The following is a 13,527-nucleotide window of genomic DNA, read 5'->3' on the forward strand; positions in this document are numbered from 1 at the left end:
ACCCGCATTTAAACAGCGGGTGCAGTTAAGAGAGCAGGAACTGCGTGACGCCATCAATAAACCTGAAAACGATCCGAAAGATGCTCCCTTTATAAAAGAAAAAATTGACTTGCCTGACGGTAAGGGAATTATTTTTGACAGAAATATTTCAGGGGAAGACGATCTGGGAAGAGTGTTAGAGGCACATGTGTTTATCAATATGACCGCTTTTATCATCACGACGGAAATTCTTGATTTATCCAGTTCTAAATATAGAGAAAGGAAAAAAATATATATCAAGGCTGGTTTTACTGAGGCTCAAATGAATGAGAAATCAGCCAAACTGGCAGCCATGCAGTCTCTGATATCACGGCTTAGCGGCAGAAAAGATGAGAGTATTCCGTCGGCTGAAGGCGTGTGTATCCCAAATGGTTTCATCCGGGATGATGGTAATCAGCATGTTGAAAAAATCACTTACCAGTATGAAAATGAAGACTTTATTCTGGGTGTGTATACAAATAATAAATATCCTGGTTCTGATGACACCCTGTTTAACCGTAGTGCACAAATTAATGAGGCGCTTAAAAAATCAAATCAGTACACCATAAAAAAAGTGGCACTTTCACCGCACGGCATTCCGGCGGAATCATGGCTGTTTGGCGGTACTCAAACCCTCAGAGATACGGTAACGGGGAAAGATGAGAAGAATACGTTTTATGACTTTGATTTTAAAGCTAATGAACGTAATGCCACAGCAGAAAAGCCTAAATTCAGTATTGGACTCACTAGTGAGTACAAAAAAACGCGCTACAGCGAAGCGCAGATGATTGACATCTGGGACAGGCTGGTGAATTCACTGCGCTATAAATGAAGGAAAAGGTACTTTACGACGTTCTGGACGGCAGAGGATTTCCACCAGAGAGTCCCGTGGCTGGGGCGTTACGCTTTACAAAAGCTATTTGAAATTAAAAAATATTAGTAATGATTAATTGGGATGCTGTCTTACTCGCAAACCTTCATACTGACGTAATCTAATTTTTGAAAAGAGGATGATATGCCTGGAATTGTTTGCCTGGGGGATAATACCACTCATGGTGGAAAGGTTATAACCGCGTCGTCGACAATGTTTATCAATGGTGTTCAGGTTGCTCTGGTCGGTGATTTAGTTTCTTGTCCAGAACACGGAGTTAATCCGATAAAAGAAGGCGATCCGGGAGCATCAGAAAATGGGTTAAACGTTGTTGTTAATAACTGCATTTGTGCCTGTGGGTGCAGGGTCATTAGTTCTCACATCGAAAATACAGTTGAGTCTTAATATTATGTGGTCTATCCCCAAAGTGCCCGAAAAAAGTACAATTGCCAGCTTGTCATATAAGCGATGGGGAATTGTTCTGATTTCTATGTTAATGGTTTTTTCTGTTTTGGGTTTTTCTTTATGGGGAGCAGAGGCATATAAGAAAGTCGCGTTACTCCTGCTGCTCCCGGCGTTTTTCATATGGTTATGTCTTTTTGGTGCAGTGCTAAATCGTTATGAGCAGTCAAGAATCGCTTATTCTGCCTGGAAAGAGGAAACTGATAGAACTAAGACTTTATGGCAGCACTGGAGCAGACAGCAGTTGTCAGTGGTTGGAAATGTGCTCCTTACTCCTGAGGAAAAAGGGGCCGCGAGTTTTCTTGGGCCACTGTCTGATGTTCCAGCATATCCGGATAAAGCCAGGCCTTTGTCACATACCTGGGGCTCCCTTCGTGTTTTGTCTGATATGATCGACAAACAGCTTGAGCAACAGTATCCTGGTTATCGGAAATATCTGCATACCATTTATGTATTACAACCATCCGGTTGGGACAAAAAGGATGTAAGCCAGATTATTCTGTCACAGTGGGATCTAATTCCTGAAGTAAATTGTTCCGTTGAGTGTATTAAAGAACTCCACGACAACGTTAATTCTGATGGTTTGATATTAGTTCTTAGCTTACAGTGCTGGTTGACAGGTTTCCCAAAGCAAACCAGCGAAATGGTCTCTGCTCAGCTTATATCATCCTCCATTTTTTCCAGTCGACATGCTTTGCCGGTTCTTGCCGGATTGGGCCGTGTTATGCCTGTTGAATATGACAATATTGAAAAAGATTTAGAAATGCTTTTTGAATACAATCGAATTGATAAGAGTGATTTATGCCATGTCTGGCTGTCTGGAATCCCTGCTGAAGTTACTTCAAAAATAATCCAGTATGCTGACCGCTGTCAGTGGAAACTTCCAGCGAAACACCCTTTTTATTTAATTGATTTTTCTTTTGGTCCTCCGGGTGAAATGGTATTCCCTGTCTCACTCGCATTGTTGGTTGACGCGGCTCAAAAAACTGAAGCTAATCAATTGTTAATTGTTCAGGCATCACCTCAGTCCAGACTGCTTTGTTTGATTACGCGAGAACTTTATTTATGACCCAGGAAAAGGAATTACAGCCGGTACGTTATGGACTTTGGGGGTATCTTGTTTTAATTGTTGGTCTTGCTGGTATAACAGCGTTTTTACTTTTTATTAATCAGGATGTCTTGCTTAAATATGGATTGACACATCGCCAAATCTGGTCGGTGTGGGGGGGTGTATTTGGTTTTTTATTCTTAGGTACTGTTTGCTCTCCTCTTTATTGGCGATGGGAGCAAAGAAAAAAACAGCTCATTTATTTACCACCGGAACCCTCGCATGCTGAAACTAAAACAATCCCTGATGTGATCACAACCATCAGAGATTATAGTGATTTAAAACAGCAGCTTAAGGTTCGTTATAGCGTCCTTTGGCGTCGTAAAGTCCGCCTGCTGCTGGTCACCGGCGATGAGGCGGCAATCGAACAACTGGTGCCCGGCCTGCAACAGGAGCAGTGGCTTGAAGGCAACCGTACCGTGCTGATTTATGGCGGCAGTCTGATTGCTGAGCCAGACAATGAAAAATACATCGCGCTGCGTAAACTGCGCCGCGGGCGTCCACTGGACGGTATTGTCCGTGTCATGCCGCAGTCGCTTAATCTGACCCCACAAATCAGCGACAACGATCTACGCGGTCTGGAAAAAATCAGCGAACTGTTGCGTTATTCCGCCCCGGTTTATTTATGGCAGTTGTGCGACAGCACCTGGTCGCAGGCAAAACGCACTGAACAGACGGTTGGGGCTACTTTCCCGCTGCGCGCCCAGCCTGACGACATTACCCGCCAGCTTGAACGGATGCTGCCAACCCTGCGAACCCGGGGAATGAGTCAGGTCGCTGAGAACAACAGCCACGACTTTCTGCTGCGACTGGGCCAGCACCTCAAAAACGGCGGTATCGCCCGCTGGGCTCAGCAGCTGGTGCCATGGCTGGCAGCCTCCCAGCAGCGCATTCCGCTGCGTGGTCTGATGTTCAGCCTGCCGGAGAATAAACTCGCCGCTATCGCAGGCGAAACAGCCGGTGCTGCACCTGCCGACGCTGAGAAATATGTCCCCGAATCACAGCGCCACGCCCTGAGCCTGCCAGTAACCTGGCAGGGCATCGTGGATGACTGCGTCCGTGTTCGTGGCCGCCGCGTCGGTATGGCGTGGGAACAGACACTTGCCTGGACGCTGATGGCCCTCATCGGTATCTGGGGCGCAGGAACGCTGCTGTCTTTCGCGGTCAACCGTCAGCAGATCGTTTCTGTTGCCGGGCAGGCGCATGCCCTGGCAGAACATCCCTCTGTTTCGGATGACCAGCTCACGGCCCTGCATACGTTGCGTAATGAAGCCGGCCGCCTGAAGCACCGTATTGAAGACGGTGCGCCCTGGTATCAGCGCTTTGGTCTGGACCATAACCCGCAGCTGCTTGACGCGATGCTGCCCTGGTACGGCGTGGCAAACAACCGCCTGATACGCGACCCGGCGAATCAGGCGCTGATGCAGAAACTCAGTGCGCTGGCAAATTCAGCTCCCAACAGTGACCAGCGCGCTGCGCTGGCTAAACCGGGTTATGACCAGCTTAAAGCCTGGCTGATGATGGCTCGTCCGGATAAAGCCGATGGTGCCTTTTATGCGCAGGCTATGAAAACCGTGCAGCCGACGCGGATGGGTATTTCAGCCGGCCTGTGGCAAAGCCTGTCGCCGGATTTGTGGGCGTTCTATATCTCCGAACTGCCAGAGCAGCCACAGTGGAAAATCACGCCGGATGCGCAGCTGGTGAGCCAGAGCCGCCAGGTCCTGTTGCAGCAGATTGGACGGCGTAATGCTGAAAGCACGCTGTACCAGAACATGCTCAAATCCGTGCGGCGTAACTTCGCCGATCTCTCTCTGGAGGACATGACCGGCGGTACCGATGCCCGTCGTCTGTTCACGACTGAAGATGTGGTGCCGGGCATGTTCACGCGCCAGGCCTGGGAGGGGGGCATTCAGCCCGCTATCGAAAAAGCGGCAAATTCCCGCCGGGATGAAATCGACTGGGTGCTGAGTGATTCCCATAAGTCAGTCTCAGCCGATCTGTCGCCGGAAGCCCTGAAAGCCCGTCTGGCGCAAAGGTACTTCACCGACTTTGCTGGTCGCTGGCTGAGTTTTCTTAACAGTCTGCACTGGAACCCGGCAAACAATATCGCCGACGTCACCGACCAGCTGACGCTGATGAGTGATGTCCGTCAGTCGCCACTGATTGCCCTGATGAATACGCTCGCCTGGCAGGGACAGACCGGTCAGCAACGCGAAGGTCTGTCGGACTCGATCATCCAGTCGGCTAAAGAGCTGGTGGGCGGCAAAGATAAACCGGCGATTGACCAGTCGGCGGCAGGCCCGCAGGGGCCGCTGGATGAAACCTTTGGCCCGCTGCTTCAGCTGCTGGGTAAAAACAAAAGCAGCAACGTCATGTCCGCTGACAACTCCCTGAGCCTGCAGACCTGGCTGACCCGCATTACCCGCGTGCGTCTGCGTCTGCAACAGGTGGCCAGCGCCTCTGATCCGCTGGAGATGATGCAGACCCTGGCGCAGACGGTATTTCAGGGTAAAAGCGTGGATCTTACTGACACCCAACAGTATGGCAGCCTGATTTCCGCCAGCCTGGGTGAAGAGTGGAGTGGGTTTGGCAACACGATGTTTGTGCAGCCGCTGACCCAGGCCTGGGAGACCGTGCTTCAGCCCTCAGCAGCCAGCCTGAACGATAAGTGGAGTCGTTCCGTTGTCGCAAACTGGCGCACCGCCTTTGACGGGCGCTTCCCGTTTACTGCGAGTAAGAGTGATGCCTCCCTGCCGATGCTGGCTGAATTCGTGCGTAAGGATAGCGGACGTATTGAGCGCTTCCTGACGACGGAGCTCAGCGGTGTGCTGCACAAAGAGGGCAGCCAGTGGGTGCCGGATAAGATTAACAGCCAGGGCCTGAGCTTTAACCCGGCCTTCCTGCGTGCGGTTAACCAGCTGAGCCAGCTGTCGGACATTCTGTTTACCGATGGCAGCCAGGGCATCAGCTTTGAGCTGCAGGCGCGTCCTGTACCGCAGGTGGTGGAGACGCAGTTGACCATTGATGGGCAAAAGCTGCATTACTTCAACCAGATGGCCGACTGGCAGAGTTTCCGCTGGCCGGGAGAGACTTACAGGCCGGGGACGATGCTGACCTGGACTACGGTCAACGCCGGTGCGCGCCTGTTCGGGGATTACAGCGGGACCTGGGGCTTTATTCGCTGGCTGGAGCAGGGCAAACGCCGGCAGCTTGACCGCAGCCAGTGGATGATGAGCTTTACCGCCCCGGACAGTCGCACTCTGCAGTGGGTGCTGCGCTCACAACTCGGCAAAGGTCCGCTGGCACTGCTGGACCTTCGCGGTTTCACGCTGCCCGACCAGATATTCAGTGTTGACAGTGCGGCCACCGCGCAGGCGCTGATGGCCAGTACCGGAAACAGTGACATGGATGGAGTCGAATAATGAGCACACTGCAGAATCTGGTCGTGGCCTGTCAGGCTGACGACATGCAGCTGCGTCAACAGGCACAGGCACGCACAAAAAACTGGCAGCCCTGGCTTGCGCCGGTAAGTGGCAGCAGTCTGACCGGTGAAGACCCGGGATATGATGATGATTTTCAGCGTATCCGCGAAGAGGTCAATAAGCTCACCGGGATCGATACCGGGCTGATATGTACGCTTGCCGAAAAGTTACTGATCACCGGGGCGAAAGATATTCGGGTGGCGACGTATTACTGCTGGGCGCGCCTGCACCAGTATGGCGAGGCTGGCTTTGCCGAAGGGCTTGAACTGCTGGCGGGATTACTGCAGCGCTTCGGCATGCAGCTTCACCCGCAGCGGGATCGCAGCCGCAGGGCCGCGCTCGAATGGCTCGGCGGCACCCGTGTTCTGGACAGTCTGTCATTGTATCCGGAGGTCGTCCGCGAGGATGCACAGCGTACCGCCGGGGCGCTGTTGCTCATTGCTGACAGCCTGGAGAGAGAGCCGGAGGCGTCACGGCCGGCGCTGAATGTTCTCTACAGCGCGCTGGAATCCCGCCTGATGAAGGCCGGGGGTGTGGATGCCGTGGTACCTCAGAATGTCAGTAACAAGAGTCAGTCACAGACCTTACACGCGACAGAGCCTGACGCGCCGATACTGAGCCGCATTACCTCTGGTCAGGATTTACTGGCTCAGGCGCGCATCCTGACAGGGTATCTGCGTGAACAGCCCGGTGGCTGGCTTGCGGCGCATCGGCTGATGAAGAGTCTGCGTCATGACACGCTGAACACTATTCCGGCTCCGGATGCTGAGGGGAAAACGCGCATCGAACCGCCACGGGCTGACCAGCGGGCCATGCTCAAACGGCTATATCTCCAGCAGAGCTGGCTGGAGATTCTGGAACAGGCGGACAATACCTTCTCGCGCGGTGCCAATCACCTCTGGCTGGATTTACAGTGGTATATCCACCAGGCCCTGATGAAATCAGGGCAGGATGTACTGGCCGACATCATCACCGCAGACCTGAAAGGGTTGCTGCGCCGCCTTACCGGGCTTGAAACCCTGGCCTTTAATGACGGAACGCCGTTTGCTGATGAAGTGACGCTGAACTGGATAAACCAGAGCGTACTGGACGATATGTCCGGCTGGCGGAATGAGCCGGTCAGCGTTGGTGAGACAGATAACGATATTCTGTCTCTCGAGCCGGAAGCGCTGGAAAAAGCGGATAGTGACGGTCTGGATGCCACACTTCACTGGCTGCAGACCCGCCCGGGCACTGACACCACAAAAGACAAATGGTTGCTGCGTCTGTTGATGGCCCGCGTAGCAGAGCAGAAGGGCAAAAATGAACTGGCCCTGCATCTGCTGGGTGAGCTCGATAGTGCCGCACAGTCCATTACCCTCACGCAGTGGACGCCGGCACTGCTGTTTGAAGTGAAATCACGCCGCCTCAGACTTCTGCGCATGAAAGCCACACGCAGTGAAACCGATAAATCACGGTTACAGCCAGAGATGGACCAGCTTCTTGCAGGGCTGATTGCGCTCGATCCAGCCAGCAGTGCAGTGCTTTGCGGGTAAAAATCCCTCGCATACCTTTAATTCACACTTATTCAGGTTTTTATGGATGATTTAACCCTGCGTTATTATGACGCTGAAATGCGCTACCTGCTGGAAGCCGGTGAAGAGTTTGCCCGTGCGCATCCCGAGCAGGCAGCAATGCTTAATCTCGACAAGGCAGCAGCACGTGACCCGTTTGTGGAGCGCCTGTTCGAAGGCTTTGCTTTCCTGATGGGCCGCCTGCGGGAGAAGCTCGATGACGACCTGCCTGAACTGACCGAAGGCCTGGTCAGCCTGCTTTGGCCGCATTACCTGCGCACCATTCCGTCGATGTCGGTGGTGGAATTCACCCCTGACTGGCGCGAAATGAAAGAACCGATGCGAATCGTCAAAGGCTTTGAGGTGAACTCAAGGCCGATCGGTGAGAAGGGCACGCGTTGCCGCTATACCACCACCAAAGCGATCACCCTACAGCCACTGTCGCTTGAGCACGCCCGCCTGTCGACTGACTCTGACGGACGTTCGGTTATCAGCCTGCGCTTTAACTGCAGCCACCTTGCCGACTGGCGTCGTGTCGATCTCACTCAAATCCCGTTCTATTTTAATGCCGACGCGCCGCTGGCCTGCGCCATGCATGAAGCTTTTACCATGAACATGGCGCATTTGTGGTTGCGCATGCCAGGCGATGTGGACAGAAAACCGCTGGACGGCTATTTCGCTGCACTGGGCTTTGGCGATGATGACGACCTGTGGCCGAAGGGGAGCAGCAGTTTTAGCGGCTATCAGCTGCTGCTGGAGTATTTCACCTTCCGCGAGAAGTTCATGTTTGCGGGCCTGCGTGGGATGGAAACTGTCGTCTTTCCGGCTGAGCTCTCCTGGTTTGAAATCGACGTGGTGCTGACGGAGCGCTGGGAGCATGACTTCAGCTTTACCGAAAAGCATCTGCGCCTGAACTGTGTGCCGGTGATCAACCTGTTTCCGCTGGAATCTGACCCACTGACGGTCAACTCCCTGCAGACCGAATATATGCTGCGCCCGATGCGCGTTCAGGATGGCCATACCGAGATATACGCGGTGGATTCTGTGATGTCATCAAGCCAGCATACTTACGTGCCGTTCTCAAGCTTCCGTCATAAAGGCGGCATGATGCGTCATGAGGCGCCGGAATATTATTACCACACCCGCGTGCGACGTGGCCCGTCCGGGCTGCATAACACCTGGCTTGTCCTCGGTGGCGAAGCCTTTGATAACCATACCGTTCCGGAAAATGAAAGCCTGTCTCTGACGCTGACCGGTACCAACGGCCAGTTACCACGCCGCGCGCTACAAAGCACCGTGCTGGATACGGTGATGAAAACCACCTCAGCCAGTATTGCCGTCCGCAACCTGTGTGCACCGACATTACCCTGTTACCCACCGGATCAGGATCGCTTCCACTGGCGCGTGCTTAGCCACCTTGGCAGCGGCTTCCTGTCGATGATGGATAATGCCGACGTGCTGCGCGGCACCCTGGCGCTGTATGAGTGGACGGACAGTGAGATGAACCGCCGTCGTCTGGAGGCGATTATCGACGTGAAGCATAGCGAAACGGAGCGCTTCGAACAGGGCTACCTGGTGCGCGGCGTGCAGATTGACGTGACGCTCGACAGCCACGGCTTTGCCGGGCGCGGTGACATCTGCCTGTTTGGTGAGATGCTGAGTCGCTTCTTCGCGCTGTATACCGATATCTATCTGTTCAACCGCCTGATTATTATCCTGCAACCGACCGGAGAGCGTCTGGAATGGGAAGAGAAGCACAACCGCCGTATTCCCGGCTGACCCCACGGCTGGAGGCTGACCTTAACCGGATAAACTTTTACCGTTTCTGCCAGCTACTGGAGAAGCAGAACCCGGGCAGGCCGCTGATAGGCTCAACCAGCCATCCTTCTGACGATCCGGTGCGCTTTGCGCCGCATCCCGGAATGGGCTTTCCGGCTGGCGAACTCAAAGCCGTCGGGTATGACGAAGAGAATGGCAGCAAACCACCGCTCATTCGCACCACGTTTATGGGCATGTATGGCGTGGATTCGCCGCTGCCGACCGCCTATCTTGATGACATCGCCCAGTGCCGGGAAGGGCATGAGGCGCTGCAGGGCTTTCTGGATATCTTCAGCCACCGCATCCTGACGCAATTTTATCGCATCTGGCGTAAGTACTCGTATCCGGCCACCTTTGAACCAGGCGGTACTGATGCGATTTCACAGTCGCTGCTTGGCCTGGTGGGGCTGGGTATTCCCGGGACGGCAAAGCATATTGCCACGCCGGTGTCGCGCTTTCTGGCGCTGCTTGGTGTACTTCGCCAGCCGGGAAAAACTCAGGAGGGAATACAGGCGCTGGTGACGCTGCTTGCCCCGGATACCACCGTCAGGGTCAGCCCATATTGCCTGCGTCCGGTGGAAATCAGTCAGCCATTAGGTTTTTACGGAGACGACGATTTTCTGCTGGATGGCAACACGCCGCTGGGTGACGAGGCGATGGATGCCAGCAGCCAGCTGCTGATTGCCCTGTCCACCGAAAACGAACAGGAGTCGCAGGGCTGGAAACCGGACGGTCTGCTGTATCAGGACTTTCTGGTGATGCTGCGTGTCTACCTTGGCTGGCGTTTTAAGGCAAAAATCACCCTGACCACCCGAACCCGACTGCTGGCCGCGCCGCCGCTCGGCGAAGGGCCCTTCTGGCTCGGGATGAATGGCGTGCTGGGCGCGGAAGACGAAGCCCTCCCGGACGATATCCCGCAGACTTTTACGACAGAACTGGGCTATTACACCGGCATGAAGCCCGCCACACCACAACAAGGAAACCGACGTGTTACGTACAAGTTTAACTAAGACCGCGCGCTGGCTGTTACCCCTGCTGACATTCAGTCTGGCGGGCTGCGGGGTGACGCAGGGCATTAGCGATGGCACCAAATCAGCATTTAACGCGGTGTTCTACAAAAAGATTAAGGTGCTGCACCTGGATTTCACTGCCCGTGAGGCGCTTAACACCGACTCCCGCGAGAGTAATTCGCTGTCTGAGCCGGTGATTATTCGTGTCTGGCAGCTGAAAGATCGCAAAACTTTCGACAAAACGGTCTACCAGCAGTTGCTGAAAGAGGGGGAAACCATTCTGAAAGCTGACCTGCTGGCGAGCCGTGATGTGGTTTTGAAGCCGGGCGGTGATGCGGACCTGAATATGCCGATGGAGGCCGATGCACAGTTTGTCGCGGTGGCTGGGCTCTTCCGCCACCCGGACAGGGTTAACAACAACTGGAAGCTGGTGATTAAGCGCGAAGATCTTGACCCGGATAAGCCGCGCATTCTTGAAGCCGGTAACAACCATCTGACGCTAAAACTGCTCAGGGATGACTGATGCCACAGGGAAACAATACGCCTTCACTGTATGAAATGCTGACGGGCAACTTCACCGGCGGCCTCGATCTCCATCAGGTCAGCGAGGAGAACCAGCTGATTCTGTCCGTACTGGACAATATGCAGCGTATCCTCAACTGCCGTGCCGGTACGCTGGCGCATCTGCCCGACTACGGCCTGCCGGATATGACCCGAATCCTGCAGGGCATGCCAGGTACTGCTCATGAACTGATGGGCACGCTTTCGACGCTGCTGCTCAGATATGAGCCCCGCCTGAAAAAGATAGACGTTGTTCTGCTTGAGCAGCACGTGCCCGGCGAACTGCGCTATGCCATTGATGCAGAGCTGAAAGGCGTCGGACTTGTCCGCTACGGAACTGAGTTTATGCCCGATGGGCGGGTGCTGTTAAGGCATCTGAAACAACAGCACTATCTCGACACCACAACCCGGATCTGAGGCCAGAAAGCACCATGTCTCTAAAAACACAGTTCCTCAAAAAACTGCAGGACAGGCAACGTGACCCGGTCTCATTTACCTGTAAAACGCAGGCTGATATAGCGGCATTCCGCCTGCGAATGACACAGCTTCAGGAGCAGATGGATATATGGCTGACAGATACCGGCCTGCATGTTGAAACGCAGTCCGTGTCCGTCACGGACCTGCTGGCCGACAGCGGAGCGTTTGAGATTGCCAGTATCGTCCTCCATATCGACAACCGGTCTGTAAACTTTGTGCCGGTATTCCTGTACGGTCAGGGCGTAACAGGATGCGTGGAGGTGACCTTCCGGGATGGCGTGCAGGTGACGCCATTGGGACGACTATTCATGCGGTCAGTTTCGGTGAACGACTGGACCTTTGCTCCGTCTGGTGATCTCTCCCGTTCCGGGCAGGGGTTTAACGAGAGCACATTTTTTAGCCTGATTATTGCGCTCCTGCAGTAGCGTCTGAGGCTGTAAAAGAGTGCGTGATTTTTAAACCTGTTAATTGCCTGAAATCCTCCCTGCCATTTAAACGAACATCTTTCATCCCTTCAGATCTACCCAATGGACAACTGGTCATGAATGACACTTCCCCGCGAAAAATCAAAACCGGCGGTGACCCGCGCACGCTGCCGGATTACAGCGCCCTGCGTGATGAACTCGGTAAGCTGACACATCCGGCGCGCCCGGATGTGAACTGGCAGTATGTTGAAAAGCTCTGCCTTTCACTGTTTGAGCAGAACGGCGTGGAATTGCAAACGGCAGCCTGGTATACGCTTGCGCGTGCGCAACTGGCTGGCTTATTCGGGCTTAATGAAGGACTGACGATAATCGAGGCCCTTGTCAGACATCAGTGGGGGGCGCTGTGGCCTCAGCCAGTCCATGCCCGTATGGAAATCCTCAGCAGTCTGAGTCACCGTTTGCAGCAACGAATGCGCTCACTCCCGTTAAATTACAGCGACCTCAGCCAGCTCTACCGGGCGGAGCAACTGCTTACCGGACTGGGAGAGGTACTGCAGCGTCTGGAGCTTAAGCATCTGAGTCAGCTCGATACGTTGCGTACTCAGATGCACATGAGTGCTGTCCGGCTGGAAAATAGTGATGGCACGGCCTGCACCGCGCCGGACACTCAGCCAGATATCGTCTTGCCTGCCACCGTGATGAAGGAGGCGACAGCCGCCTCAAAGGAGCCTGCCGGTTGCCGGTCTGATGATGCTCAGGGCAGGGCAGTGAAGTGGATATATGTCGCGCAATCGGAACCGCAGCCGAACGTGGACGTGCTGGCTGCTGCGCCCGTCCCGGTTAACAGATGGATATTCTTTGCTGCCGGGATGTGCGCCATGCTGATAATATGCATGGCGGCAGGGTGGGCATGGCATTCTCTGAACCGGTCCGACCCCCTGAAGGTCCGGTTTGCCGCATCGCTGGCACCGCTACCTTCACCGCTTGCGCCGGAAGATCTGGATCGGTTACGTCGGCAATCACCGCTACCCCAGTCTCTCATTACACAAACGGAGCAGCAGATTGCCCGACTGGACAGATTGCCTCCTGACAGGAGTATCGCCTACAGCCGGACACTCACAGAGCAGGCTCAGGCGCTGTGGCCGGAGCAGGGCAAATCCCTGGCAGATCAGTGGCAGCAAAACCTTAACGCGGCCGTGTTGTCGCCAGAACAGCGCAATGGCTGGGATCAGGGAATGACAACGCTAAAAAATCTGAGCAACAGGCTGAACGGGCTGGATCAGCAGAAAGGCAAATACATCACGGTGAGTGAGCTGAAATCCATCGTTTTTACTGCAATGCACTCATTTAACAAATCGATACCCGCTGAAGAACAACTGCGCGTATTGTCTCAACAACCGGCTGGTGCCCCTTTGCCTGCGGCAGCCCGCACGCAGCTGGAGATGCATCTGAAACAGTTAACAGCCAGCTATGCTGAAATAAAACAGAATGCCGCAGAGTAGTCGCAGGCGCGGAAATGCGCTGTGATTAAGTCCGCTATAAGCATGGCGACCGCGATGCAGTCAGCGCGGATGAATGTTCTGCAGACTTTGCTCAATGCCTGCCCGAGTGACATTCCGGAAATCGTATTACCGGGTCAGACTCGTTGCGTGACGAAACGTCATGGACAGCACTCTGATCAGGTTAACCAGTGAGGATTTATCGCGCCGGTAAAAAGCAGGTTTTTAATGCGGGCAGGTGTA

11 protein-coding genes are annotated in these 13,527 nt (G+C 54.2%); all 11 read left to right on the forward strand.

Annotation, left to right across the window (positions count from 1 at the left end):
* The coding region (locus OXR04_RS00005; protein ID WP_267371908.1) for a T6SS immunity protein Tli4 family protein at nt 1-850 on the forward strand (850 nt) is incomplete at its 5' end.
* A gap of 183 nt (nt 851-1,033) precedes the next feature.
* Entirely contained in the window at nt 1,034-1,294 is a 261-nt protein-coding gene (locus tag OXR04_RS00010; protein WP_072052743.1) for a PAAR domain-containing protein, read from the forward strand.
* Between the two features lie 4 nt (nt 1,295-1,298).
* Nucleotides 1,299-2,420, forward strand: a complete 1,122-nt coding sequence (locus OXR04_RS00015) for a hypothetical protein (RefSeq protein WP_267371907.1) — start codon at nt 1,299-1,301, stop codon at nt 2,418-2,420.
* The gene (locus OXR04_RS00020) at nt 2,417-5,881 is read left to right on the forward strand and encodes an ImcF-related family protein (protein WP_267371906.1); all 3,465 of its coding nucleotides are present in this window, start codon (nt 2,417-2,419) and stop codon (nt 5,879-5,881) included. The genes OXR04_RS00015 and OXR04_RS00020 overlap by 4 nt, the downstream gene beginning before the upstream one ends.
* Complete coding sequence (gene tssA, locus OXR04_RS00025) at nt 5,881-7,476, forward strand: type VI secretion system protein TssA (RefSeq protein WP_267371904.1); 1,596 nt, start codon at nt 5,881-5,883, stop codon at nt 7,474-7,476. The genes OXR04_RS00020 and tssA overlap by 1 nt, the downstream gene beginning before the upstream one ends.
* Before the next feature lie 42 nt (nt 7,477-7,518).
* Entirely contained in the window at nt 7,519-9,273 is a 1,755-nt protein-coding gene (gene tssF, locus OXR04_RS00030) for a type VI secretion system baseplate subunit TssF (RefSeq protein ID WP_267371902.1), read from the forward strand.
* Complete coding sequence (tssG, locus tag OXR04_RS00035; RefSeq protein ID WP_140029104.1) at nt 9,237-10,322, forward strand: type VI secretion system baseplate subunit TssG; 1,086 nt, start codon at nt 9,237-9,239, stop codon at nt 10,320-10,322. The genes tssF and tssG overlap by 37 nt, the downstream gene beginning before the upstream one ends.
* Nucleotides 10,300-10,845: a type VI secretion system lipoprotein TssJ gene (gene tssJ, locus OXR04_RS00040; protein WP_267371901.1), complete on the forward strand. Its 546-nt coding sequence runs from the start codon at nt 10,300-10,302 to the stop codon at nt 10,843-10,845. Before tssG ends, tssJ begins: the two co-directional genes overlap by 23 nt.
* Nucleotides 10,845-11,300 (forward strand): type VI secretion system baseplate subunit TssE, encoded by a 456-nt coding sequence (gene tssE / locus OXR04_RS00045; RefSeq protein WP_267371899.1) that lies wholly within the window; start codon nt 10,845-10,847, stop codon nt 11,298-11,300. Before tssJ ends, tssE begins: the two co-directional genes overlap by 1 nt.
* A 140-nt stretch (nt 11,301-11,440) precedes the next feature.
* Nucleotides 11,441-11,785: a hypothetical protein gene (locus OXR04_RS00050; RefSeq protein WP_346274701.1), complete on the forward strand. Its 345-nt coding sequence runs from the start codon at nt 11,441-11,443 to the stop codon at nt 11,783-11,785.
* A gap of 116 nt (nt 11,786-11,901) precedes the next feature.
* On the forward strand, nt 11,902-13,287 hold the full coding sequence (locus tag OXR04_RS00055; RefSeq protein WP_267371896.1) for a VasL domain-containing protein: 1,386 nt from the start codon (nt 11,902-11,904) through the stop codon (nt 13,285-13,287).
* Nucleotides 13,288-13,527 lie beyond the last annotated feature (240 nt).

The sequence above is a fragment of the Pantoea sp. GM_Pan_3 genome (assembly GCF_026541045.1).
GTDB lineage: Bacteria > Pseudomonadota > Gammaproteobacteria > Enterobacterales > Enterobacteriaceae > Pantoea > Pantoea anthophila.

Coding starts and splice junctions, on each gene's coding strand:
- OXR04_RS00055 (WP_267371896.1), top strand. CDS start 11,902: ATGAATGACACTTCCCCGCGAAAAATCAAAACCGGCGGTGACCCGCGC.
- tssE (WP_267371899.1), top strand. CDS start 10,845: ATGCCACAGGGAAACAATACGCCTTCACTGTATGAAATGCTGACGGGC.
- tssF (WP_267371902.1), top strand. CDS start 7,519: ATGGATGATTTAACCCTGCGTTATTATGACGCTGAAATGCGCTACCTG.
- OXR04_RS00010 (WP_072052743.1), top strand. CDS start 1,034: ATGCCTGGAATTGTTTGCCTGGGGGATAATACCACTCATGGTGGAAAG.
- OXR04_RS00020 (WP_267371906.1), top strand. CDS start 2,417: ATGACCCAGGAAAAGGAATTACAGCCGGTACGTTATGGACTTTGGGGG.
- OXR04_RS00050 (WP_346274701.1), top strand. CDS start 11,441: ATGGATATATGGCTGACAGATACCGGCCTGCATGTTGAAACGCAGTCC.
- tssG (WP_140029104.1), top strand. CDS start 9,237: ATGGGAAGAGAAGCACAACCGCCGTATTCCCGGCTGACCCCACGGCTG.
- tssA (WP_267371904.1), top strand. CDS start 5,881: ATGAGCACACTGCAGAATCTGGTCGTGGCCTGTCAGGCTGACGACATG.
- OXR04_RS00015 (WP_267371907.1), top strand. CDS start 1,299: ATGTGGTCTATCCCCAAAGTGCCCGAAAAAAGTACAATTGCCAGCTTG.